Genomic DNA, 23,368 nt, shown 5'->3' on the forward strand with positions numbered 1-23,368 from the left:
CGGGCGGGTGGGGGCACCTCAGCTTTCGGGTGCCTGCTCGCGTCGCGCCGCGATTTTTGCCTGTATGGCTTCCACGTGCGCCTGGCTGCTGCGCACCCGGGAAATGATCCACAGGGCGACCAGCAGGGGCGGTATAACACCGAGGCCGAGCGCGTAGACCAGGCCGTGCTGTGTGGCGAGTGGCACATCTCCCGGGCGCATGCCGGTTTCCAGCCCGATGATATCCAGTGCCAGCCCGCCGTAGAGTGGCCCCGCGACCGTCGACAGCTTGCTGACAAAGTTGATGACCGAGAAGAATCCGGCTTCCTGGCGCACGCCATGGTCCAACTCGTGCTCGTCGGTCAGGTCGGCCACAATCGACGTGCTGTTGACCAGACGCACCATGAACAGATACATGAACAGCAGCATGAAGACGAAGTTTAGCGCGAACACCAGATTCCCACTGTCGGCGGGTAACCAGCCGAAAAGCTGCAATGGGTACAGCCACAGGCAGTTGAGAATCAGGCCTGTGAGTGACAGCTGTACCAGGCGCTGTTTGGAAAACCGCCGGCCCAGCGGGCCCATCGTGAGTATCGCCAGTGCCACGCCCAGAAGTGTGGGCAGGGAGAGGATGATGGAGATCTCGGCGGCGGAAAAGGCCCAGAAGAACGTCCACACCAGAATATTCAGTGTGCTGATGACGCCATAGGCGGTGGTGGCGGCAATATCATAGCCAATGAGCAGACGGAAATTGCGGTTGCCCAGCGTGCGGCGCAGATCTGAAAACAGCGTCCACAGCGTTGTGTGGTCCGCTGCCCCCGGTTGAGCCACTTCCGGTTGTATGTGGTGGCGCGTGCCGAGCGTACTGAGGGTGGCCATAACCCACACCACCGCGCAGGAAAGCATGCCGTAGAGTGGATAGCGCTCTGGATTAAAGCGGCCATCGACACCGCCCTGCTCCGGAAAAATGAAGGTTAGCGCCAGGGCGGGCAGCAGTACGGCACTGAGGAACATGAACCCCATACGCGCCCCCAGCACCTGGCTGCGCTCGTGATAATCACGGGTGATCTCGGCGGACAGTGCAAGGTGGGGGATGGCGAAGGTGGTGACGAAGGTGCGCACCCAGAGCGACCAGAAAAGCAGCCAGCCTGCGAGCCAGGCGCTGTTGTCCACGACGGCCTGTGGCGGAGCGAACAGGCCGACAAAACCCAGCCCCAGCGGCAGTATGCTGAGGGCCATGAACGGATGACGACGCCCATGGCGGCTGCGCAGGCGGTCGGACAGTGAACCCACCAGCGGGTCGGAGATGCCGTCCCACACCAGGCTCACCGCAATAATCAGGCCGGTGACTGTTCCGCTCAGACCCAACACCTGGGTGTAGAACAGCAATATGAACATGGTGTACGCGGCTTCTTTGACCGCGCCCACGGCGCCGCCAGCACCGTACCAGACACGTGTGCGCAGGGATGTCATGCCGTTGCTCTCGCTGTGCTCGTTGCCGCCTGGTCCTAGCGCGCCCCCCTGATCATGCTGCGAAAGCGGTCCATCAGTGTTTCGTGTTTGTAGTCGGTAAATTCGCCCGCATCCATGAACAGGCCGTGCTCGCTACAGGTTTCATACCAGATGTGCGGCTGTTTCGGGTCGGAGGTCTTTTCCATGTCCCGGTGACAGCGGGGGCAGGCGATGTCTTCCACAGAATCCCATTTGCGCCCTTCATCGGCGAAGCCCGTATCCACGGCATCGCCCATCCAGCGGGCTTTCAGCTGGTCAGCCTCGCCCGTGTCGAACCACAGTCCCAGGCAGTGGCTACAGCGATCGACCGTGATGTCGCCGTAACTCACCTCGTTCATGCCATGGCCACACTTGGGGCATTTGAGGCTGTGTTGGTCCGGGTTGTACTCCATGTCTCTTCCTGCTCAATGCTGTAGATGCTTGTGCGCAGCGGCGGGAACCGCGTGGCCGAGTCTAGCGCAGCGTTTTGCATTTGTCCCCCTTCCGCTGGTCCGCCTTTTGTCGCGTCGCAGATGCCTCGCGCCGGATACTCGCGTGCAGGAAAAACTGGTAAATTCTTGCCTCTCACAGCGTTGATCAGGTAGCCCGCATGCATTCTTTGTTCCCGCCGTTGTTAGGCCTTTTTCTCGCAATCATGGCTTTTGTAGCGCGCGCTGATGAATCTGACGGTGCCGCGCTGTATGCGCCTTGTGCCGCCTGCCACGGCGCCGCGGCCGAGGGCAACGTTGACCTGCGGGCGCCGCGCCTCAATCACCTGCGACCGGTCTATATCCTCGCCCAGCTGGACAAGTTCCAGCGCGGCCTGCGCGGTGGCAACGAAGCGAGCGTGGCGGCGCAGCAGATGGCGGAGTCGAGTGACCTGTTGCCGACGGTGGCGCGTTTGCCCGAGCTTGCCTTCCATATCAGCGAATTGACCAGCCCTGCGTCTTCGTCAACGTTGCAGGGCGGTGACCCGATTGCAGGTGGCAAGTCATTTATGCGCTTGTGTGGGGCCTGCCACGGCGCCAACGCGATGGGTAACGTTGCGCTGAACGCACCGCGCCTTGCCGGTGCCGATGATTGGTACCTGCTGGCGCAGTTGCAGGCATTTCGCGAAGGCCAGCGCGGGCGACACCGCGAAGATCGCACCGGTCGACAAATGCGCAACATGGCGGCGATGCTGAGTGACGAGCAAGCCCTGCAGGATGTCATCGCTTATATACGCAGTCAGCAGGAGTGACCCTCGCCGGGTGTGGCGCTCGATAGACAGCTGAAAGTTCTCACTTCAACGCCTGAGACAGATCAATAAATAGGCATTGCTTACAGGATAATTACGCCTACACTGAAGGGGTGGTACCCGTTTATCCATTAGAGTGAATTGCCCATGCTGGAAAAAGAAATGTCTCAAGCTGTGAAAATGGCTGAGCAGGCGAATAAGAAGGTCGAGCAGCTGCAAAAGAAACTGCTTTCCGAGACGGAGAAGGCGCACGCGAAGGTCAAATCTGATCTCACAGCGGCACGCAAGAAGCACACCGCTGCCAATACGCGGCTGAAAAAGGCACGCAGTTCACTGCGTGGCAAATCGAGCACGGCCAATCAGAAGCGAGTGGAAGAGCTGGTCAAGCAAGTGCAGGATCTGGCGGAATCGGTAGCCAAAATGGCCAAAGCCGCCTACGCGTCTTTTGAAAAACTTGTGCCCATCCAGGCTGATCTTGCACTCGAGTCGCGCCGTGCCCAGGCTGCCGATAAAGCAGCGTCCATGGTGGAAAAGGCGGCGGCGCGGCGCAAGTCTGCGAGCAAGCCGGCAGCGAAAAAGAAGAAAGCTGCCAGCAGCAAAGCCAAGGCGCCAACCAAGCGCAAGACTGCGGCGAAGAAGGCAGCTGTGAAGAAGGCGCCCGCCGGGAAAAAGGCGGTGGCCAAGAAAGCGCCTGCCAAGAAGGCGGCGCCCAAGAAAACCAGAGCCAAACGCGCCCCGAAGAAAGCCAGCGCCAGCTGAATCGCGTAAGGCACTCCGCGCCTCTGTGCCAGGGCAGAGAGGTGCGGCGTATTAGCGCGCCGGTGTCACCCGAATCAGGGCGCCGTCCTCTGCGTCGGTGAGCAGATACACAAAGCCGTCAGAGCCCTCCCTTACATCCCTGATTCGCTCGCCGAGCTCCGAGAACAACGGTGCCTCATCCACAATCGCACCATCCTCCAGGCTGAGCAGGCGCACTTCTTTGTCTACCAGCGCGCCCACCAGCAGCTTGCCCTGCCAGGCCGGGAACTTGTCACCGCCATACCAGGCGAAGCCCGACGGCGCGATGCTCGGTACCCAGTAGTGCAGGGGCGGTGCCATGCCCGGTAGTTGTGTGAAAGGCGACACATAGGCGCCACTGTAGTCCACACCATGGGTGGCTGCAGGCCAGCCATAGTTGCTGGCGGCCTGCAGTACATTCACTTCGTCACCGCCTTTCGGACCGTGTTCGTGCAAGTACACGGTGCCGGTGCTGCGATCCAGCGTGAGGCCCTGCGGGTTGCGATGGCCGAGCGTCCAGACGCGCTCGCTGCCAGTGGTGCGAAACGGATTGTCCGCGGGCACGCTGCCATCGTCGAGGATGCGCAATACCTTGCCCAGCTCGTTGCTGCCGTTCTGCGCCTGCTCGCGGAAATCAAAACCGTCGCCTGTGGCCAGCAACAGGCTGTTGTCGGGCAGGAACAACAGTCGCCCACCGTAGTGCTGTGCCGTGTTCTTCTTGTCGCTTACCCACAGGATATCCGCACCCGCGACGAGCGTGTCGCCCTCCAGCCGGGCGCGGTAGATGGCCGTGCCATTGGCCGCGCTGTCCCCCTTGGCGTAGCTGAGGTACACCAGCTGATTGGTAGCAAACTGCGGGTGTAGCAGGATGTCGAAAAAGCCGCCCTGGCCTGCCACAAACGTTTGTGGCACGCCGCCAATGGCCGTTTGCTTGCTGCCGTCGGCGCTGATATGCAGAAGTGCGCCCCCGCGCTCAGTGACCAGGAAGCTGGCGTCGGGCAATTGTGCAACGGACCAGGGGTGCTGCAGACCCTCTGCGAGAGGCTCAAGCTGATAGTCTGCGGCGGTGGCACGCAGGCTCAACCAAAGTGCGGTAAGAGCGAGAAAGCGAAAGGTGACAGAGAAAACAGGCATGGGCTTTTCCTTTGCGGGGCGCCGGGTCATTATAAACACTCCCTGCACTACCGGTAGTCGCCCATGATTCGTGTCCTGAAAGCTTTTTTCCCCGCGGTGTTGCTTGCCTACGTAACCGCCAGCCTGCTCGCCACGCAGACAGTGCTCGCCAATCTCGGCGATATGGGGGTGGTCGTGCCCCTGGCGGTGCGGCTGGAGGCCAGCCTGCACGACTTGCTCGGCATGATCGCCTATTTGCTGCTTATCCTGCTTGCCTTCGTGCTGGCGATGCCCGTGGCGGCGGGCCTGGTGCGCGCGCACCGAGTGCCTGGGCCGAGGGTTTTCTGGTTTACCCTCGCCGGGTTTGTCGGCGTGCTGATGTTGCATCTGATCATGCGGGAGGTGCTGGGCATCTGGGTTATCGCTGCGGCGCGGGAGTGGCCCGGTCTGCTGCTACAATGCAGTGCGGGCGCGCTGGGAGGGTGGCTGTTCAGCATCATGAGTCAAGCACATCCTGCGCAAGCCTGAGCGCAACGAGTGTGCTGCCCTAGATGATGCGCGAGAACCGGCTCCCGGTGAGCTGTGTGTGGTCGATATAGGCGTCAAACTCCATGCACAGGCGGCGCACCAGCAGTCGCCCGGCGGGTAGTACGCGGATACCACCCGGGTGCAGATCGATCAGGCCGTCGCGCGCCAATGCGGGCAGCCGTTCCAGCTCTTGTGCAAAATAGTCCACAAAACGTATGCCGAACGGTTCTTCGATGACGGCGTAGTCCAGGGCAAAGTTGCAGATGAGCTCATTGATCACTGCCTTGCGCAGCCGGTCGTCGTCGGTGAGAGTGATACGCTTCGCCAGTGGCAGCTGGCCCGCCTCGATCGCGCGGGTATAGGATGCCACATCCTTGTGGTTCTGGAAGTGATTGTTGCCGAGCGCATTGATGGCAGACACGCCAAAGGCCAGCAGATCGCAGTCCTTGTGTGTGGAGTAGCCCTGGAAGTTGCGGTGCAGCGTGCCCTGCATCTGGGCGAGAGCCAGTTCGTCTCCGGGGAGAGCGAAATGGTCCATGCCGATGTATTCGTAGCCGGCTGCCAACAACTGCTCGATGCTCTGGTGCAGGATGGCCATTTTCACGGCCGGCTCGGGAAGTTGCCGTTCGTCAATCTGGCGCTGCGTTTTGAACATCTGTGGCATGTGCGCATAGTTGAACAGTGAGAGGCGGTCCGGCCGCAGGGCGATGACCTGTTCAAGGGTGCGGGCAAAGGAGTTTTCGCTCTGGCGCGGCAGCCCGTAAATCAGGTCCATGCTCAGCGACTTGAAGTGCTCGGCACGAATGGCGGCTACCAGCGCTGTGACTTCATCCACGCTGTTGAAGCGATTGACGGCCTGCTGCACGTCCGCATCAAAATCCTGTACGCCCATGCTCACGCGGTTGAAACCGAGGCGGCGCAAATGCGCGATACGGGTGGTAGCCATACCGCCCGGGTGGATTTCGATGGAGAACTCGCCGCTGTCGTCATCTGCCAAGTGGAAGTGGCGCCGGGTCTGTGCCATCAGTTCCTGCATCTCGGCGTCCGAGATATAGGTGGGGGTGCCGCCACCCCAGTGCAGCTGGCGCACCGTGCGATCCGGGTTCACATGCTCTGCCTGCAGCGCGATTTCGCGGTATAGCACCTGCAGGTAGTCGGTTGCCCGTTGCCGGTTCGCAGTGATGATCTTGTTGCAGGCGCAGTAGTAGCAGACGGTGTTGCAGAACGGGATATGAAAATACAGCGACAGCGGTGCACTCGACACGTTGCTGGCCTGTATCGCTTCGCGCCACAGCGAGTCGCTGACATCCTCCTGAAACTGGGCGGCGGTCGGGTACGAGGTATAGCGCGGCCCCGCGAGGTTGTAGCGCGCGATCAGCGCGGGGTCCCACAGGGAGTCGCCGGTCAATTGGGCTTGAGCCACGTGTAGCGCGGTCATGGTACCTGGCCTGTTGCAGAATCAGCGCGCAGTGTAATGCGCGCGCGCCCGCAACCGGTTGACCTGCATCAAACCATCGCGTGGCTCAACGCTCCCTGGGCACGCCGCGAAACTCGGAGACCACGTTGGCGTTGGCATCAGGGCCACTCGGCAGGCGGATGAAATGCTCAACTGGAAAGTCGAGCGCATCGCGGTCGCGGTCGAGCACGATCAACCCGGGTTCGTCGGTGGTCAGCCAGGCGCCACAGGCCTCGCCCGCATCGCAAATGAACAGGTCGTTGTCGGCGTCAGTGCCGGCAAATACCTGATAGGTGCCGTCCGGCAGGTCCTGGAAGCGGAAGGCATAGCGACCCGCTTCCGCGCGTGCCACGCTTTGTGCAATCGCGGCGTCCGTGGCGGGGTCGTAGACGATTATGTAGAGCACCCCGACGTCCGCCACCGCGGCATCGCCCACGGAGAGCAGTGCGCGAATCTGCAGGCTGTTGGCACTGGAGCGCGCGCTCACCGTCGCTGAGTAAAGGCCGTCAGCCAGGCCGCTGCGGTCAACCTGCAGCCGGTAGCGGCCCAGGCCAGCGGTATCGACCTCCAGCGCGCTGACGCTGAGCCAGCTGGCGTCGCTGTCGAGACCCAGCACCTGCAGATTGCCGCTACCGCCGTTGCTGAGGGTGATGTCCAGTTGCTCCCTGGTACCGCCAAAGTTGAGCGACTGGCTGGACGCGCGCAAGGTGGCAGGCGGCGTGAACGTTTCGCCGATACTGGCCAGCGCGGCTTCCACCGCCTTGCGTGCGTTCACCAGTCCGTGCCCGTAAAGATCGTCGCGGCCAGCGCTGCCAAGGTCATCGGTGAGGTTGCCGCTCTGCAGCAGGGATTCCAGCTGCGGGCCATCCAGCTGCGGATTGATACTCTTCATCAGCGCGATAACGCCTGACACATGCGGTGCCGCCATCGAGGTGCCGTTGAGGAAGGTGTAGGCGAACTCCACGCCGCCGGCGTCGGCGGAGCCGCCCGTACTGAGGATACCGTCTGGGTAGCCATCGCCGTTGAAATCGGTACTGCCATCACCACCGGGCGCGCTAATGTCGATGGAGCTACCGCGGTTGCTGTAGCTGGCAATCTCGCGCTGTAAATCTACCGCCGCAACGGAAATAACCCCGTCGTATGCCGCTGGATAGGCCGGTGCACGGGTGGCCTCGTTGCCGGCCGAGGCCACCACGATGGTGCCGCGTTCGCGCAACTCGCGGTACAGGGCCTGATTCATCTGGCTGAAACCCTCACCGCTCAGGCTAAGGTTGATGATAGCTGCCGTGGCTGGGGGGAAGGTGCCGGAGTCGTTGGCGAGACCGGCGGCGAAGCGCACGGCTTGTGCCACGTCGTAGGACGTGCCGCCGCCGTCATCGAGTGCCCGCAGGGGCATCACGCGAGCGCCCCAGGCGACGCCGCTGACGCCAATGCGGTTGTTGCCCCGCGCCGCTACAGTGCCGGCAACGTGTGTGCCGTGAAAGCGGCTATTGCCCGGGTTGGCGCGGTTACCCGGGTCCTCGGGGTCGGGGTCGATACCGTCGCCATCGGCTGCGGGGTCGCGCACGAAGTCGTAGCCTGCCACCAACTGGCCCGCCAGATCGGGGTGATTGGACAGGATGCCGGTATCAATGACCGCGACGACGACGCCCGGATCGCCAATGGTCACATCCCAGGCTGCGGGAAGACCAATCAGCGGGTAGTGCCATTGCAGATCGTAGGCGCTGTCGTTCGGCTCCAGCGCGGTGTGCAGACGGTAATTGGGTTCAACGTGGCGCACGTCAGGCTGCTGGCGCAGTTGCTTGACGCTGATGAGCGTCTCCCAGCGCTCGCGGCGGGCGCTGTTCTGGAAGTCGTCTATGCGGCGCGCAGCCGTGCCCAGCCGCTGTCGTTCTGCCTGGCCGGCCAGAATTTCCAGCAGACGCGCGCGGCCGGGGCCGCCAGCACGTTCCTGCATACCCATCTGGTAGGCCAGATCGGCGTGAAAGAAGCCCGGCGCGAGGATCTCGCTTTCCGCGAATTCCACGATGATTTCGCCGGGCACCAGCTCGGCATCCGTGCGTGGTGCGCTGTCGAGTGCCGGGCTGCCGACCGCCAGAATATAGTTGGTTGCACCGAGAAACGCCGTCACATTCACCAGGTAAGTGCCGTTTTCCGGCGCTGTAACCGTTTCGATTTCGCCGGTTTCCACCGAGAAATCGATCACTTCTCCCGCCTCGTTGTAGAGATACAGATCCGCATCCGCGTCTTCAAAGCCCGCGACCAGCAGGGTCACCGATTGGGCCGCCAGTAGTTCCAGGCGGAAGTAGTCGTCGATGTCACCCCTGAGTTGCGAGCGTCCCTCGGCCCCTGTTCCCGGTTGGTTGATATAGCCGCCCAGGGTGACCGGGTTGGCGAGCGCTTGTGCGCTGCCCGGCGTATCGTTTGGCGTGTAGAGGCTGGCGGTGTCGTTGGTGTCGCCGTCAACGGCCTGGTTGCTGGAGGCGAGCACGGTGCCGCTCAGGTCCCAGCGGCTGACTGCCTCCCCGGTGACCGTAATACTGGCGGATGCACTGGCGCTCGCCCCCTGGTTGTCGGTCACGCTCAGCGAGAAAGCGAGGACGGTGTCGGCGCCAACGGTGGGCGCTGTGAAGCGGGCGGTGGCCGTTTCCTCGCCGACAATGGCCACGGTCGGGCCTTGTGTCTGGCGCCATTGATAGCGGCTGATACTTCCATCGATGTCACGTGAGCCGCCGCCGTCGAGCGTAACCTCGCTGCCACTTGCCACGGAAGACGGGCCCAATACCTGTGCAATGGGTGGTTGATTGGCGGCTGGCTGGGTTTCACCGTTGCCCCCACCGCCGCCGCAAGCCGCGAGCAATGCGGCCAGCCAGAGCCCGCAGAAGAGTCTGGTGCTCAATCGGCTGGCGCTGTAGATGTGCTGTGGCATGGTAATGATTTCCGCGAACGTCCCCGGCAGTATAGCGACAAATTCCGGCCTGCAACCCTGCGGGTTGCCGTGTCGCTTGCGCCGTCTGATTCCGTCCAGCCACTGCCCAGGAAAAGCCGTGGATTTGTTGCTTTTGGAAAGGCATTGCTCTAATTTGTACACACGTGTGCAATTTTTGTGCAGCGCCCATTCATCAACAATAATGCAATGGTTATTTGCAGAGAGAGAAGGTCATGTCCGATAAATTGATAGTGGTGTCGTCCGACTGCCACGCCGGCCTCCATATCGCCGACTACAAGCCCTATGTTGAGTCCAAGTATCACGACATCATGGACACCGCCGTGCCGGTGCAGATCGAGATCACGGACAAGGCGGAGCAAAGCTTCCTGATCAAGGAAATCAACGATGCCTGGCGCGAGCCCATCAAGAAGCAGCTCACCGGCGCATGGGACTACGACGAGCGTATTGCCATGCTGGCGCAGGATGGCATTGCGGCTGAGGTGATTTTCCCCGACGGTATTACCGAGATGAACACGCCACCTTTTGGTGCGGGGCTGGGGCTTTCGCCGCGCAATGCGGTGCCGGAACTGCAGTGGGCGGGCGCGATGGCTCACAACCGCTGGTTGGCCGAGTTTTGTGCCAACGACCCGGCCCGGCATATCGGCGTCGCTTCCATTCCCTTGTTGTGGGATGTCCAGCAGGCGGTGGATGCCGTGCGCTGGTGCGTCGACAACGGTCTGAAGTCCGTCATGATCCCGACACTCTGGGGTGACAATGACCCCTACCACCATGTGAAGTACGACCCGTTCTGGGAAGCGTGCCAGGAGCTGGGCGTGATTGTTCACTTTCACTCGGGCCCGGCACCGCAGCCTGAGTACTTTGGCGAGCAGTGGCCAATGGAAGACCTGAGCGACAAGCTGCCGGGTGCCATGGGCATTTACGTGTCCGAAGTCATGTGGTGGTTGTACCGCCCACTCACGTTCATGATCTGGGGCGGCGTTTTTGAGCGTTTCCCGCGGTTGAAGGTCGTGCTCACGGAGGGGGGTACGGTGTTCATGCTGCCACCCTGGTTGCGTTTGCTGGACCACAATTATTTTGATGTACAGTTCTCGGCCAAGCTGGGCGACTTCCGCAGCCACCTGTCGATGTCCCCGGGTGAATATTTCCAGCGCAACGTCGCCGTCGGCGCCTCCTGTGTGCCGCGCGCAGACATCGAGCTACGCAATATCATCGGCATCGACAAGATGATGTGGGGCAGCGACTATCCGCACCCCGAAGGAACCTGGCCGCACACGCAGGACTATTACCTCAATACATTCGCCGGTGTCCCAGAGGCGGACGGACGCAAGATTCTCGGCGAGAACGCGATTGCCTGGTACGGACTCGATCGCGCTCGCTTGCAGGCAGTGGCCGACAGAATCGGCCCCAGCAGCGCTATTTTCCACGCCACGGGGGAAGCCGCATGACAAAAATCGTCGAGGCCTGCGAGGCAAAAACCAATACCACGCCGGAGTTTCCGATGGGGTGGTACTCTGTGGCGCGCAGCCACGAGCTGCAAGTCGGGGAAGTGACGCGTGTGCACGCTTTCGATCGCGAGTTTGCGCTGTATCGCACGCGGTCGGGCCAGGCTGTGTTGCAGGATGCGTTCTGCCCGCACCTGGGTGCCCACCTGGGCGTCGAGGGGCGTGTCGTCGGTGAGTCCCTGCGCTGCCCGTTCCACGGCTGGCGTTTCGATACGCAGGGCCAGTGCGTGGAAATCCCTTACTGTGACGAGATTCCGGAGCGTGCGCGTGTTCGCACCTGGCACACGGAAGAGGGCAACGGTGAGGTCTACATCTGGTTTCATCCACAAAACCTGGCGCCCAAGTGGCCCCTGCCGCAGTTGGTGGAGCTCAGCGATGAACACTGGACCGCACCGCGCTACGCGGAGTTTGAGGTTCCCGCCCATATCCAGGATATTGCGGAAAACTCCTGCGACCCGGTGCATTTTCGCTACGTGCACAAACAGCCCGATGTGCCGCCCTCGGAGGTCACCATTGATGAAGACGGACGCACGCTGCACCTGCGTTCGGATTCCAGCCAGTCGCAGTTCCCCAACCAGTTGCACGCCATGGTGCTGAACCCGGGCCTGGCGGTGGTGCGCACCAGCTACGGGCCTAACGCCGAAATGGTGGTGTACAACAGTGCGCAGCCGATCGATCGGCACACCACGCTGCTGCGCTGGACCCTGACTGTGCGCCGTGAGATTGAAGACCTGGCAGGCGATGATGTGATGAAGGGCATTATTGCCGGCATCCAGGACGACTACCCGATCTGGGCCAACAAGGTGCACAAACACAAGCCGGTGTTCTGCCGGGAAGACAAAACGCTGGTGATGTACCGCAAGTGGGTGCGCCAGTTCTATATCAACGCTGAGGATGTAAGCTGATATGCGCGATTTTACAGGCAAGGTGGCCGTGATTACCGGTGGTGCGAGCGGGGTGGGCCGGTCACTGGCGTTTGCCCTCGGCCGTCGAGGAGCCCGCATAGTGGTGGGCGACGTCGATGAAACGGCCATGGCCGATATCGATCAGGCATTGGCTGCGGAGGGTATCGAGGCACGGGTGGCGCATTGTGACGTCACCAGCGCGGCCAGCCTCGAGAGTCTCGCGAATGTGGCCACTGAACATTTCGGTGGCATTCAGCTGGTATTTGCCAACGCGGGCATTGGTGCGGGGGAGTCCGGCGCCATGTGGGACTACTCCGAGAAGGACTGGCAGTGGTGCTTCAACGTTAATATCTGGGGTGTTATCAATTCTATCCGCGTGTTCATGCCGCGCCTGATAGCTGCCAATGAGCCCGCTCACTTCGTGGTCACTGGTTCGGGCAACGGCGCGCTGTTGGTGTTCCCGGATGCCCCTATCTACACTGCGAGCAAGGCTGCGGTGCACGCCATTACCGAAAACCTGCACTATCAGGTGCAGGCGGCACAGAGCCCGGTGAAGGTGAGCGCTTTGTTCCCTGGCCCACACGTGGTGGAGACGGGCCTCTTCAACTCCGGCCGTGTGCGCCCGGAGGCGTTGAAGAAAGAGGTCGAAGGCAATGCATCCGGTATCAGTTCCGTTGATGACATGAAGCGTATGGCCGCGGAGTACGGTATCGAATTGCAGACCACGCATCCCGATGAGGTGGCGGCAATGGCCGTGGCGGGGCTGGAGGAGGACGCTTTCTGGCTGCTGGCGACAACGCCGGAAACTGACGAAAAAATTCGCGCCCGGGCGGACATGATCCTCAATCGCACAACGCCGGCGCCCAATATGGTGGGCGGCTGAACGCTATCCCCGATCTTCATAAACAGAATAAGGAAGAGAGCCAATGACCTCAGCAGAAGGTGCCCCCCAGGGCAATACGGGCGATATTGCCAACTGGCCGATGCTCAAGATTGTGTATCGCACCGACCCCGAAGCAGTCGCCGCGGTGTTGCCTCCGGGTATTACCCCGGGGGCCGACCCATACGTCAACCTCACCATTTACAACGTGCCGGTGCCGGACGAGCCTGAATACGGCATTTTGCAAACCGTGAATGCGGATTACGATGGCGTCGCGGGCGAGTACGCGCTCGGCTACGGTATCGACCAGGAGTCGGCCATCTTCATCAGCCGCGACCACAATGGCCAGCCCAAATACCCCTGCGAGACAGATTATTACCGGTTGGGGTCTGCAGTGCGCGCGCGCTGCACACACCAGGGCTACACGTTTGTCGAGTTTCGCGGTACCGCGAGTGGCGAGAACGAACCACAAGCGGAGTTTGATCTGAACGAGTGGTGGGTGAAGTTCTCTCTCGCAGTGGGCGCCATGCCCGATGCTGCCAACGGCTATGATTTTCCGCCCCATGTGGTGCATGTGTTGAGCCGCTATGGCTGTGCCTGGAAAGAGCGGGTCGATGGCGAGCTGGTGCTGCACGACAGCCCCTGGGACCCGCTGGCGAGCCGCCTACCCCTGCGTGAGCAGATCTCGGCGCACCTCTGGTGGCCCACCTTTCTGGGGCGCGACATCAAGCTCGCCGGCAAGCTGGACCCGGAGGCGTTCAAGCCCTTTACAGATACGATTTCCGGCTCGCGCTGGAAGGGAAGCCAGGGCGGCCCTCTGCGTAGCTGAAGGTAGCGCCAAAAAAAACGGCCTACCCCATGAGGGGCAGGCCGTTGTATGCGGTGGGCGTGAGCCCTAGCGCAGATCGAAGCGGTCCAGGGTCATCACCTTGGTCCAGGCTGCAACGAAGTCATTCACGAACTTCTCCTGTGCATCGTTGGCGGCATAGACTTCGGCGATGGCACGCAGCTCCGAGCTGGAACCGAACATCAGGTCGACGGGCGTCGCCGTCCACTTGAGCTCGCCACTGGCGCGGTCACGGCCCTCGTACACTCCTGCCGTGTCTTCCGACTTGGACCACACGGTGCCCATGTCCAGCAGGTTGACGAAGAAGTCGTTGCTCAGTGTACCCGGGCGACTGGTGAAGACACCGTGGTCAGCATCACCCGTGTTGGCATCCAGAGCCCGCAGACCGCCCACCAGCACCGTCATTTCCGGTACAGACAGTGTCAACAGGTTGGCCCGGTCGACCAGCTGGTCGGTGGGCGAGCGCAGGACGTCGGCGCTGTAGTAGTTGCGGAAACCATCAGCTTTCGGCTCAAGTGGCGCGAAGGAGGGTGCATCGGTCATCTCCGCCGTCGCATCGGCACGACCGGGCACGAAGGGCACGTCGACTTTCACGCCCGCCTCCTTGGCCGCCTGCTCAATGGCAGCCGCACCGCCGAGGACGATCACATCAGCCAGCGACACCTGCTTCTTGCCGCGTCGTTGTGCATCGTTGAACTCGGTTTGTACGGACTCCAGTGTGCTCAACACCTTGGCCAGTTCCCCGGGGTTGTTCACCGCCCAGTCTTTCTGCGGTGCAAGACGAACCCGTGCGCCGTTGGCGCCACCGCGCATATCGGAGCCGCGGTACGACGAGGCCGAAGCCCAGGCGGTGCGGATCAGTTCAGGCCCGGTGAGGTCGGTGTCGAGAATCGCTTCCTTCAGTTCGCGGATGTCCTTGGCATCCACCAGCTCGTAGCTCACCTCGGGTATCGGGTCCTGCCAGATCAGCACTTCCTCTGGTACATCGTCACCCAGGTAGCGGGCGCGCGGGCCCATGTCACGGTGAGTCAGCTTGAACCAGGCGCGAGCAAAAGCGTCTTCAAAGGCCTTGGGGTTCTCCAGGAAGTTCTGGGAGATCTTGCGGTAAGCCGGGTCAAACTTCAGTGACAGGTCGGTGGTGAACATGATGGGCTGGTGTGCCTTGCCGGCCACGTGCGCATCCGGCACGGTGTTGGCGGCCTGGCCGTCTTTCGGCACCCACTGGATGGCACCTGCGGGGCTGCGGGTCTGCTCCCATTCAAAGGCGAACAGGTTGCTCAGGTACATCATGCTCCACTGCGTGGGAGCTGCCGTCCAGGCACCTTCCAGACCGCTGGTCACGGTGTCTTCGGCGTTACCTTTGCCACAGGAGTTCCTCCAGCCAAGGCCCTGTTCCTCCAGTCCCGCAGCGGCGGGCTCGGGGCCGACACAGTCGTCTGGCTTGTGCGCGCCGTGTGCCTTGCCGAAAGTATGGCCACCGGCGATCAATGCCACGGTCTCCTCATCGTTCATGGCCATACGGCCAAAGGTGTCGCGGATGTCCTTGGCGGCCAGCAGCGGGTCGGGGTTGCCGTTGGGGCCTTCGGGGTTCACATAGATCAAACCCATCTGCACCGCAGCCAGCGGGTTGGCGAGCTTGCGGTCACCGCTGTAGCGTTCGTCGGCGAGGAATTCATCTTCCGGTCCCCAGTACACCAGGTCGGGCTCCCAGTCATCTTCGCGACCACCAGCAAAGCCGAAGGTCTTGAAGCCCATGGACTCCATGGCCACGTTGCCGGCAAGGGTCATCAGGTCTGCCCAGGAAATGCTGCGGCCATATTTCTGCTTGATCGGCCACAACAGGCGGCGGGCCTTGTCCAGGCTCACGTTATCAGGCCAGCTGTTCAGCGGTTCGAAACGCTGCTGGCCGCCGCCCGCACCGCCGCGTCCATCCGCGATACGGTAGGTGCCCGCCGCGTGCCACGCCATGCGAATGAAGAATGGACCGTAATTGCCGTAGTCTGCAGGCCACCAGTCCTGCGAAGTGGTCAGGACGGCTTCAACGTCTTCCTTCACGGCATCCAGATCGAGCTCGTTGAAAGCTGCCGCATAGTCGAATTCCTCGCCCATCGGGTTGGATTCCGCGGCATGCTGGCGCAGCGGCGAAAGGTTGAGTTTCTCTGGCCACCAGAACTGGTTGGACATGGGCGCTTGCTGGGCGCTGGCGATGCTGGATGACACGGCAAGTGCCACCGCTGCGAGCAAAGGTATTTTCTTAGTATGCATTGCAACCTCCTGGGTAGTTACGCAAGTCAAAACACGGCGAGTGCCGCGGGTGGCGACATTCGAGGTTGCACCATAACGTGCTTGAGGCTCATTGACATACTAAAAAAAAACGCAAGAACCAATCGATATTTTCGATCTACCATTGCGTTCCCGCTTTGCCGCGCGGTATATCGGAGGGGCGCGGTGATCTGCCTTCGCCTTGGAAGCGGCTTGCGCCCTGATCGCGTACAGGTAATTATGCGGGTTCGATTTTGGGTGGGGAGCTGTCAGTTTGATCTTGAGTGCTGTGCAGGCGCTGCAATTGACTCTGGTCGTGGTGAGCCTGGTGTTTGCCGGAGCGTGTTTTCTCGGGTGGCGCCTGTTTGAGCACCCGCGACACGCGTTGATCTGGAGTGGCGCGTTTCTGCTCGCCGCACTGCAGTACGGCTTGAACCTGATGCGCGATGCGGCGCCGTCCTACGAGTGGTGGTGGGTCACCGTCAATGTGGTGTCGTGCCTGCTGGTGCTGGGTGCCGTCCTCGGCCACAGGGTGAGGCTGGGCCTCGCATCGCCCGCCTGGGCGCTGCTTGCGATTGTTGCGGCAGTTGCTGTCATACAAGTGGTGTTCACGCTGATATTACCGCGTGATGATGTGCGCGTTGCCCTCGGCCCCGGGTTTGCCTGCATCGCCTTCCTGCACATCGCCTGGGTGCTGCATCGGCACGGGCCGGAGCCGCGGCTTGCCCAATACGTGGCCGCCGGTGTGCAGCTGTCGTTTGGTCTGGCCCAGGGGCTGGCGGCAATCGTCGCCCTGCAGTTCGGGCAGGAGTCAACGGCGCAACAGCGGGACGCCTATAATCTGGTCAACTTCGCGTTGATGCCCACCTTCTTTGTGGCGATGGGAGTGACCGTGATTTTCCTGCTTGCCACCGACCTGTCCAACCGGCTGCGCCTGCAGGCCATCACCGATCAGTTGACCCAGGTTGGCAATCGGCGCGGTTTCCTGATCGCGGCGGACCTGCTGATGTCTGGCGCGCGTCGCCACCAGCGCCCCCTGGCCGCTGTCCTGGCGGACATCGACCACTTCAAGCAGATCAATGACCGGTACGGGCATGCAGTAGGCGACAGAACGCTGGCGCATTTCTCGCAAATATTGCGCGACTGTGTGCGCAGCGCGGATGCCATAGGCCGCGTGGGGGGTGAGGAATTCGCTATCATGATGGGCGACTCCAGTACCGAGGATGCCGGTCGCATGGTTGCCCGTGTGCAGCAGATGTTGCTGGAAAGGCCGCTACTGGAAAGCGGGCAGGTGATTGCGCTGACTGCAAGCTTCGGCATTGCCGAGCTGCACGGCGAAGACGACAAAGAGGACCTGCTATTGCGAGCGGACCAGGCCCTGTACGAAGCCAAGGCATCGGGCCGTGACGCCGTGCGTGTGGCCGGCAACCGGCATCTCGTGGGTATGGTATCTCATGGCTGAGTTGACCATACTGACCGGCGCAATCCTGTTCGCATAACCATAAAGCTCAATTATCCGGAGTTCAGAATGTCGCTGCGCAAAGTCAAACACGCCCTCACCCTGTTCTTGATGAAGACCCTCGCGGGGCTCGCGCCCTCGCCAGCCTATATGGTGTATCTCGGTTCTGGCAGTGCCGCACAGCTCTGCCGGCATATTGTGCGCAGCGGGGCCGGCAAGCTGCTGGTAGTGACCGACAAACCCCTGCGTGAGCTTGGTATTGTCGATCAGGCCACGGCAGCTCTGGCCGATGCAGGCTTGTCCATGGTGGTGTATGACGGCGTGGAGCCAAACCCGACCTATGCCCAGGTTGCCGCTGGCCGCGCCCTGATGCGCGAACACGGCTGCGATGCGGTATTGGCAATTGGCGGTGGCTCCTCCATTGATGCCGCCAAGATCATCGCCGCCTCGGCTACCAGCGAGGAGGACCCGAAAACCTGGGTGGGCTTTGGTAAGGTCAAGCACGACGTGCCGACGTTGTACGCTATCCCCACGACGTCTGGCACCGGCTCCGAAGCGACCATGGGTGCCGTGATTTCCGACTCCGTGAGCCATGAAAAAGGTGTGATATCCGGATCCCCGCTGTTGCCGGCGGCGGTTGCCCTTGATTCTGATCTCATGCTCGGCATGCCGGCGCCGATTACCGCCGCCACGGGCATGGACGCGCTGACGCACGCGATTGAGGCGTTCATCTGCGTGTGGGACCGGGGCACACGCAAAGCCCATGCGAGCATGGCGGTGCGGTTGATCTTCGCCCATCTGCGGGACGCCGTGGCCGATGGCAGCAACCGCGAAGCACGTGATGCCATGGCGCTTGCGGCCTACTACGCGGGTATCGCCATCAATCAGGTGAACGTGGGCAATGTGCACGCGATCGCACATCAGATCGGCGGCAAGTACGGTATTCCCCACGGTCTTGCCAATTCCCTGGTACTGCCGCACGTATTGAATTTCTGCCGCACAGAATCCGAGCAGGACCTGGCAGAGCTTGCCGTGCTCGCCGGTGTTGGTGAGTCCGGTCAGGATGCCGCGCGACTGGCAGGCCAGTTTATTGATGCGGTCGTGCAGTTGCGCGCCGACGTGGGTATGCCGGATACCTCGGACCGTATCCGCCCGCAGGACTACGGCTACCTCACCGACCTGGCGCTGAAGGAATGTGAGAGCTATCCGGTGCCCAAGTTGCTGGAGCGCGATCCTACCCTGGCGATTCTGCGCGCAATTACGGCCTGAAGCCAAAGTAACGTCGCCCTGCAGCGGCGCTTGTGCACGCCGCCCGTTACGGTGTAGCGGCAGGCTTAGCGTCGCCCTGTCGGGTGCAGGGTGTCCAACCACTGACGGGTCAACGCCATAAGGTGCTGAAAATCCTTGCCGGGCCCCTGTGAACAGGCGAAACCGTGCTCGGCGTCTGCATAGTGCTGCAGGGTCAGCGGCACACCCGCATCTTTCAGGGCGGACCCCAGTGCCCGCCCCTCGTCACGCAGTGGATCGCGCTCGGCGGTGACCAGCAGGCAGTTTGGCAGGGTGTGCAGGTCGTCGCGCCCTGCCAGCAGGGCACCGGCGGCCGCTGCATCTTCGGCTCCCTGCCCCGCCAGCCAGGTATCCCAGAACCAGCGCATGATGCCGGTGGTGAGGGTCTGTCCACGTGCACGCTCGATATACGACGGGTAGGGGCGGCTGTAGTGGTCCACGACCGGGTAGATCAACAGTGCGCCCGCCAGCTGCGCGAGCATGTCGGGGCCGAGTGCCAGCCCGGTGCAGGCGGCAAGGTGGCCGCCCGCGCTGTCGCCGGCGAGTACGAAGCTGCCATTGCTGGGGCCGATGCTCTCGACATGACGCGCCAGCCAGTGGGTAGCTGCCAGGCAGTCCTGCAGGGCAGCCGGGCAGGGGTGTTCAGGCGCCAGCCGGTAATCCACGGCGACCACGGTGCAGCCGGTGTGTTCACGTAGCTGCTGACAGAAGGGGTGGTGGCTGATGAGGTCGCCAATGACCCAGCCTCCGCCATGGAAATAGATAATCAGGGGTTTGCTGGCGCCGACTTTGCTGCTGTACATCCGCGCCTGCAGTTGCCCGTGTGGCCCCGGCAGCTGCAGGGTACTGCAGGCGGCGTCGGTGAACTTCCCGCGCCAGGCCTGCGCGTTGGTGTGCCGGTAGTAGCGGCGCGTGGCCCAGACTCTCAGTGCTTGCAACATGGTGCGAAGGCGTGCTCCAGCGGATCAGTCGAAGGCGATGGATTCAGGGAGCTGGAAGTACCAGCGCACGCCCGCGTCGTCGGTGTTGAAATCGATCTGGCGCCGGCGCCGCAGGCAGTTCAGGTGGGCGATGGTTTCCCCCGTGGCCAGGCTCAGGTGGTGCTCGGTGATCTCGCGTTTGAACAGGGCGGGAAAGCAATCGACGACCCGCTTCGGCGCGGACAGGTGATCGTAGAGCTGGTTGAGCTCCTTCTTGTGCGTTTCTATCAGCTGGGTCAGGCGCACATGCAGGCCGTAAAACGGTGCTTCGTGGGCGGGCAGGACCAGCAGGTCTTCAGGCAGCAATTCGCGAATGCGGGCGCAGGACTGCAACCACTCCTGTAGCGGGTCACTGTCCGGCTCAGTCGGGAATACGCTGACGTTCGGCGTGATCCGCGGCAGCACCTGGTCGCCTGAAATCAGCAGCTTCAGCGCCGGGCAATACAGGCAGGCGTGCTCCGGTGAGTGCCCGCTGCCCACAATCACCTGCCAGTAGCGCCCGCCAATGGTCAGCGTTTCGCGGTCCTTGAGGCGGTGGAAGCTGTCCGGCAGGCGATACACGGCGCGACCGAAGCCGCCAAACGCGCGGCGATAGTTATCGATCTGTTCCTCGCTGTAGCCCGCAGCCTTGAAGTAGCGAATCGCCACCTCGGGAGCCGGCTTGCCGGTGTCACTCACCAGGGAGCGACACATCAGATACTCCTCCCGTGTCATCAGCAATTGGCAATCGAAGCGCTCGGTCAGCCAGCCGGCCAGACCCACGTGATCGGGGTGCATGTGCGTGCAGATCACCCGTGTGATGCGCTTGCCGCTGAGGAAGCCGCTGAACAGGGTCTCCCAGATTTCCCGTGAGCGCGGCAGGTCGAGGCAGGTGTCGACCACAACCCAGCCATCGCCATCCTCGAGCAGCCAGATGTTGATGTGATCCAGGCCCATGGGCATAGGGAAGCGCACCCAGTAGACGCCCTCGGCAACCTGCTGCGGCACACCCGGTTCCGGATTGATGGCGCGCGTCCAGGGGTAGGTCAGGCCGGCGTAGTTTTCGGGGTTGGCGACGAGCATTGAGGGTTCCAGGCTGAAAGAGGCGAGTCGGCTATGTTCGGCGTTGGTGGCGGGAAAGTCCAGCATGCGGCGTTGGGGCAGCGCGGCATACAAACGCGCAAGGTGCGACAGCGTGCTTTTCATCCCCGCACTTCTACCGTATTCTGCGCGTTTTTCCGGCGGACCTGTCATGTCAACGACCGACACGCTGCGCCTGCTGTTGCTCTCCTCGCTGTGGGGCTTTTCTTTTATTTTCATGCGTGTGGCCGTGCCCGAATTCGGTGCCCTGCCGCTGATTCTGGTACGCATGCTGCTGGCCACGCTGTTGCTGCTGCCGCTGCTCTGGCGCCGCGATTATCTGCGGCTTGTGCGCGCCCATGCCTGGCCCCTGTTTCTGGTGGGGTTGACCAACACAGCACTGCCGTATTCCTTCCTCGCCCTGGCCACGCTGCGCCTTGAGGCCGGTGTCACCTCCCTGATCAATGCGGCCACGCCCATCTGCACCGCGTTGTTGGGCGCGGCGTTCTTCGCCACGCCCATCGTGCGCAGGCAGGTACTCGGGCTGGCACTGGCCTTTGCCGGCGTCGCCGTGTTGTCTGCCGGACGGCTGGACTTCAGTGCCGGCGGCGATGGTTGGTTTATTGTGTCTGCCTTGGCGGCAACGCTCTGCTATGGGTTCGCGGGCAATTATTCACGCACACGGCTGGCCCACCTGCCGACCCGGGTGCTGGCTGCGGGCAGCTGCGCTGCGAGCGGCGTGATCCTGTTAGTGCCCGGGGTATTGTTGTGGCCTGCGGAGCCGGTGAGCGGTATGGCCTGGAGCGCCGCCGTGGGCCTCGGTGCCGTGAGCACAGCGGCAGCGCTGCTGCTTTACTTCGCCCTGCTCTCCAGTGCGGGCGCCACGGCGACCTCCACCGTGACCATGCTGGTGCCGGTGAGTGCGCTGGTCTGGGGCTTTGTGCTGCTGCAGGAACCGATCACCCTGCAGGTGTTGACCGGCATGGCGATCACCCTGCTGGGTACCGGTATTGCCACCGGCGTGCTCCGGTCATGGCGACGCAGCGCCCCGACGTGAGCACGCCCTGGGGGGCTAGCTGACGCTGCGTTGCTGATCGCTCCAGTAGCGGGCGCGTACGGCTTTCTTGTCGGGTTTGCCCACCGGCGTCAGGGGAATGCCATCCACGTAATCGACACTCTTGGGTGCCTGCACCGAGCCTTTGGTGTCCTTTACCAGCTGTTTCAGCTCGGCAGTCAGTCCTTCGTCAGCGGCAATGCCCTGCTTCAGTACCACCACCGCCTTGACCGCCTCACCCCACTGCGCGTCGGGTACGCCAATGACCGCCACCTGCTGCACTGATGCATGGCGACTGAGCACATCCTCCACTTCTCTGGGATAGACGTTGAAGCCGCCGGTGACAATCATGTCTTTGGTGCGGTCGACGATGTGCAGGAAGCCATCTTCGTCCAGGCGCCCGACATCTCCGGTGTGCAGCCAGCCGCCGGCAAAGGCTTGAGCGGTGGCGTCGGGCATGTCCTTGTAGCCAGTCATGATCAGCGGGCCGCGCACACAGATCTCACCAGGCTCGCCGTTTACCACCGGGTTGCCTTCGGGATCCAGCAGGGCCAGCGGCACCCACGGGGACGGCCGACCACAGGCACCGAGACGCTCGGGTTTGCTCAGGTCGTGCTCTTGCCGGCGCATATTGGCCACCACCATCGGTGCCTCCGACTGGCCGAAGAACTGGTAGAACACCTGTCCCCACAGCTCGATGGCCTGGCGCAGGCGCGCAGGGCTCATCGGTGAGGCGCCATAGAAAATGGACTGCATGCTGGACATGTCGGCGCTCTGCGCGCGCGGCGAGTCGAGCAGAAAGTACAGCATGACTGGCACCAGCATGGTGGCGGTGATGCGATGCTGTTCCACCATGTCAAAGAATGCATCCGGGCTGAATCCCTGCATGACGTAGAACGCGCCGCCCTTCTGCAGCACGGGAATGAAGAATGCCGCGGCAGCGTGGGAGAGCGGGGTCGCAATCAGCATGCGCAGGTCGTCCGGGAACTCCCATTCGGCCAGTTGAATCTGGGTCATGTAACTGGTGACGCGAAAGCTGCTCATCACGCCTTTGGGTCGCCCCGTGGTGCCCCCGGTGAAATTGATGGAAGAGATATCCTCCGGGCTGACGTCGGGGGCCACCAGGGGCTGTGGCGCGAAGCTGTCGGCCAGCGCCAGGTAGTCGGTGCCCTGTGCGCTGGGGCCAAAAGCCAGCAGGTGTTTTACCCCCGGTACCCGCTGCTGCAGTGCGCTGGCGTGCTCTTCGAATGTGGTGGGGTCGTAGATCAGTGCGTCAATCTCCGCGGCCTCGAGCACATAGGCGTGGTCATCCAGTGATCCCAACGGGTGCAGCGGCGTGCCGATACAGCCGTTGAGCTGCATCGCCGCGATATTGGCCAGTACCTCCGGGCGGTTGCCGGAAATAACGGCGACACGGCTGCCTTTGCCCAGGCCGGTGGCCTGCAGTGCCTGCACCAGCTGGCTGGTGCGTTCACGCACTTCGCGGTAGGTCGCCACTTTGTCGCCAAGGAACAGGCAGGGCTGGTCGTGATAACGGTTCAGACCCTCTATCAGCAGCTGCGGCATCAGTGGAGGCTGGTAGAGTTTCTTATTATCCATGGC

19 protein-coding genes are annotated in these 23,368 nt (G+C 62.3%); 10 read left to right on the plus strand and 9 right to left on the minus strand.

All coding sequences use genetic code 11. The features are described from left to right. Window positions 1–18: 18 nt before the first annotated feature. A complete protein-coding gene (locus EGJ68_RS02730) occupies window positions 19–1,452 on the minus strand; it encodes an MFS transporter (RefSeq protein ID WP_123032999.1) in 1,434 nt (477 codons plus the stop codon). Window positions 1,453–1,487: 35 nt separating this feature from the next. Then, window positions 1,488–1,883, minus strand: a complete 396-nt coding sequence (locus EGJ68_RS02735; protein ID WP_123033000.1) for a TFIIB-type zinc ribbon-containing protein — start codon at window positions 1,881–1,883, stop codon at window positions 1,488–1,490. 197 nt (window positions 1,884–2,080) lie between these two features. Between EGJ68_RS02735 and EGJ68_RS02740 the strand changes: the two genes are divergently transcribed. Both EGJ68_RS02740 and EGJ68_RS18070 read left to right on the plus strand, forming a co-directional pair. Further along, the gene (locus EGJ68_RS02740) at window positions 2,081–2,710 is read left to right on the plus strand and encodes a c-type cytochrome (RefSeq protein WP_123033001.1); all 630 of its coding nucleotides are present in this window, start codon (window positions 2,081–2,083) and stop codon (window positions 2,708–2,710) included. A 144-nt stretch (window positions 2,711–2,854) separates the two neighbouring features. Further along, complete coding sequence (locus EGJ68_RS18070) at window positions 2,855–3,466, plus strand: hypothetical protein (protein ID WP_158283462.1); 612 nt, start codon at window positions 2,855–2,857, stop codon at window positions 3,464–3,466. A gap of 51 nt (window positions 3,467–3,517) precedes the next feature. Here EGJ68_RS18070 and EGJ68_RS02750 read toward each other — a convergent pair whose 3' ends face one another. Continuing rightward, on the minus strand, window positions 3,518–4,618 hold the full coding sequence (locus EGJ68_RS02750; protein ID WP_123033003.1) for a PQQ-dependent sugar dehydrogenase: 1,101 nt from the start codon (window positions 4,616–4,618) through the stop codon (window positions 3,518–3,520). A gap of 63 nt (window positions 4,619–4,681) precedes the next feature. Here EGJ68_RS02750 and EGJ68_RS02755 point away from each other — a divergent pair, with 63 nt between their 5' ends. Then, window positions 4,682–5,125 carry a hypothetical protein gene (locus EGJ68_RS02755; protein WP_123033004.1) on the plus strand — a complete coding sequence of 148 codons (444 nt, stop codon included), beginning with the start codon at window positions 4,682–4,684 and terminating at the stop codon, window positions 5,123–5,125. Window positions 5,126–5,144: 19 nt separating this feature from the next. On the opposite strand, the gene hemN is transcribed toward EGJ68_RS02755, so the two are convergent. Together hemN and EGJ68_RS02765 are read right to left on the minus strand one after the other, a co-directional pair. Further along, window positions 5,145–6,563, minus strand: a complete 1,419-nt coding sequence (hemN, locus tag EGJ68_RS02760) for an oxygen-independent coproporphyrinogen III oxidase (protein ID WP_123033005.1) — start codon at window positions 6,561–6,563, stop codon at window positions 5,145–5,147. Window positions 6,564–6,648: 85 nt separating this feature from the next. Continuing rightward, complete coding sequence (locus EGJ68_RS02765; protein WP_123033006.1) at window positions 6,649–9,510, minus strand: S8 family serine peptidase; 2,862 nt, start codon at window positions 9,508–9,510, stop codon at window positions 6,649–6,651. Between the two features lie 233 nt (window positions 9,511–9,743). Between EGJ68_RS02765 and EGJ68_RS02770 the strand changes: the two genes are divergently transcribed. From EGJ68_RS02770 to EGJ68_RS02785, 4 genes are read left to right on the plus strand one after another with little or no spacing between them, the layout of a single operon-like run. After that, a complete protein-coding gene (locus EGJ68_RS02770; RefSeq protein WP_123033007.1) occupies window positions 9,744–10,976 on the plus strand; it encodes an amidohydrolase family protein in 1,233 nt (410 codons plus the stop codon). Then, window positions 10,973–11,938 carry a Rieske 2Fe-2S domain-containing protein gene (locus EGJ68_RS02775; RefSeq protein ID WP_123033008.1) on the plus strand — a complete coding sequence of 322 codons (966 nt, stop codon included), beginning with the start codon at window positions 10,973–10,975 and terminating at the stop codon, window positions 11,936–11,938. The genes EGJ68_RS02770 and EGJ68_RS02775 overlap by 4 nt, the downstream gene beginning before the upstream one ends. A 1-nt stretch (window position 11,939) precedes the next feature. Next, on the plus strand, window positions 11,940–12,821 hold the full coding sequence (locus tag EGJ68_RS02780; RefSeq protein ID WP_027950282.1) for an SDR family NAD(P)-dependent oxidoreductase: 882 nt from the start codon (window positions 11,940–11,942) through the stop codon (window positions 12,819–12,821). Between the two features lie 43 nt (window positions 12,822–12,864). After that, window positions 12,865–13,647 (plus strand): acetoacetate decarboxylase family protein, encoded by a 783-nt coding sequence (locus EGJ68_RS02785; protein ID WP_123033009.1) that lies wholly within the window; start codon window positions 12,865–12,867, stop codon window positions 13,645–13,647. A gap of 66 nt (window positions 13,648–13,713) precedes the next feature. Here the strand turns inward: EGJ68_RS02785 and katG are convergent, their stop codons facing one another. Next, a complete protein-coding gene (gene katG / locus EGJ68_RS02790) occupies window positions 13,714–15,930 on the minus strand; it encodes a catalase/peroxidase HPI (RefSeq protein ID WP_123033010.1) in 2,217 nt (738 codons plus the stop codon). A 271-nt stretch (window positions 15,931–16,201) separates the two neighbouring features. Here katG and EGJ68_RS02795 point away from each other — a divergent pair, with 271 nt between their 5' ends. Both EGJ68_RS02795 and EGJ68_RS02800 read left to right on the plus strand, forming a co-directional pair. Beyond that, window positions 16,202–17,389: a GGDEF domain-containing protein gene (locus tag EGJ68_RS02795; RefSeq protein WP_123033011.1), complete on the plus strand. Its 1,188-nt coding sequence runs from the start codon at window positions 16,202–16,204 to the stop codon at window positions 17,387–17,389. A gap of 66 nt (window positions 17,390–17,455) precedes the next feature. After that, window positions 17,456–18,655, plus strand: coding sequence for an iron-containing alcohol dehydrogenase (locus tag EGJ68_RS02800; RefSeq protein WP_123033012.1), 1,200 nt, complete (start codon window positions 17,456–17,458; stop codon window positions 18,653–18,655). A gap of 65 nt (window positions 18,656–18,720) precedes the next feature. Here the strand turns inward: EGJ68_RS02800 and EGJ68_RS02805 are convergent, their stop codons facing one another. Both EGJ68_RS02805 and EGJ68_RS02810 read right to left on the minus strand, forming a co-directional pair. Then, complete coding sequence (locus EGJ68_RS02805) at window positions 18,721–19,614, minus strand: alpha/beta hydrolase (RefSeq protein WP_123033013.1); 894 nt, start codon at window positions 19,612–19,614, stop codon at window positions 18,721–18,723. 24 nt (window positions 19,615–19,638) lie between these two features. Beyond that, window positions 19,639–20,901 (minus strand): MBL fold metallo-hydrolase, encoded by a 1,263-nt coding sequence (locus tag EGJ68_RS02810; RefSeq protein ID WP_233248651.1) that lies wholly within the window; start codon window positions 20,899–20,901, stop codon window positions 19,639–19,641. Between EGJ68_RS02810 and EGJ68_RS02815 the strand changes: the two genes are divergently transcribed. Further along, entirely contained in the window at window positions 20,885–21,769 is an 885-nt protein-coding gene (locus EGJ68_RS02815; RefSeq protein WP_123033014.1) for a DMT family transporter, read from the plus strand. The two genes, EGJ68_RS02810 and EGJ68_RS02815, sit on opposite strands and share 17 nt — an antisense overlap. A 15-nt stretch (window positions 21,770–21,784) precedes the next feature. Here the strand turns inward: EGJ68_RS02815 and EGJ68_RS02820 are convergent, their stop codons facing one another. After that, entirely contained in the window at window positions 21,785–23,365 is a 1,581-nt protein-coding gene (locus tag EGJ68_RS02820) for an AMP-binding protein (RefSeq protein ID WP_123033015.1), read from the minus strand. Between the last annotated feature and the right edge of the window lie 3 nt (window positions 23,366–23,368).

Source organism: Haliea alexandrii, from assembly GCF_003719295.1.
GTDB lineage: Bacteria > Pseudomonadota > Gammaproteobacteria > Pseudomonadales > Halieaceae > Haliea > Haliea alexandrii.

Bases quoted from the DNA above. Each gene is read 5' to 3' on its own strand.
- katG (WP_123033010.1), bottom strand. From the start codon at position 15,930: ATGCATACTAAGAAAATACCTTTGCTCGCAGCGGTGGCACTTGCCGTG.
- EGJ68_RS02805 (WP_123033013.1), bottom strand. From the start codon at position 19,614: ATGTTGCAAGCACTGAGAGTCTGGGCCACGCGCCGCTACTACCGGCAC.
- EGJ68_RS02765 (WP_123033006.1), bottom strand. From the start codon at position 9,510: ATGCCACAGCACATCTACAGCGCCAGCCGATTGAGCACCAGACTCTTC.
- hemN (WP_123033005.1), bottom strand. From the start codon at position 6,563: ATGACCGCGCTACACGTGGCTCAAGCCCAATTGACCGGCGACTCCCTG.
- EGJ68_RS02730 (WP_123032999.1), bottom strand. From the start codon at position 1,452: ATGACATCCCTGCGCACACGTGTCTGGTACGGTGCTGGCGGCGCCGTG.
- EGJ68_RS02755 (WP_123033004.1), top strand. From the start codon at position 4,682: ATGATTCGTGTCCTGAAAGCTTTTTTCCCCGCGGTGTTGCTTGCCTAC.
- EGJ68_RS02770 (WP_123033007.1), top strand. From the start codon at position 9,744: ATGTCCGATAAATTGATAGTGGTGTCGTCCGACTGCCACGCCGGCCTC.
- EGJ68_RS02775 (WP_123033008.1), top strand. From the start codon at position 10,973: ATGACAAAAATCGTCGAGGCCTGCGAGGCAAAAACCAATACCACGCCG.
- EGJ68_RS02735 (WP_123033000.1), bottom strand. From the start codon at position 1,883: ATGGAGTACAACCCGGACCAACACAGCCTCAAATGCCCCAAGTGTGGC.
- EGJ68_RS02820 (WP_123033015.1), bottom strand. From the start codon at position 23,365: ATGGATAATAAGAAACTCTACCAGCCTCCACTGATGCCGCAGCTGCTG.
- EGJ68_RS02740 (WP_123033001.1), top strand. From the start codon at position 2,081: ATGCATTCTTTGTTCCCGCCGTTGTTAGGCCTTTTTCTCGCAATCATG.
- EGJ68_RS02785 (WP_123033009.1), top strand. From the start codon at position 12,865: ATGACCTCAGCAGAAGGTGCCCCCCAGGGCAATACGGGCGATATTGCC.
- EGJ68_RS18070 (WP_158283462.1), top strand. From the start codon at position 2,855: ATGCTGGAAAAAGAAATGTCTCAAGCTGTGAAAATGGCTGAGCAGGCG.
- EGJ68_RS02800 (WP_123033012.1), top strand. From the start codon at position 17,456: ATGTCGCTGCGCAAAGTCAAACACGCCCTCACCCTGTTCTTGATGAAG.
- EGJ68_RS02815 (WP_123033014.1), top strand. From the start codon at position 20,885: ATGTCAACGACCGACACGCTGCGCCTGCTGTTGCTCTCCTCGCTGTGG.
- EGJ68_RS02750 (WP_123033003.1), bottom strand. From the start codon at position 4,618: ATGCCTGTTTTCTCTGTCACCTTTCGCTTTCTCGCTCTTACCGCACTT.
- EGJ68_RS02780 (WP_027950282.1), top strand. From the start codon at position 11,940: ATGCGCGATTTTACAGGCAAGGTGGCCGTGATTACCGGTGGTGCGAGC.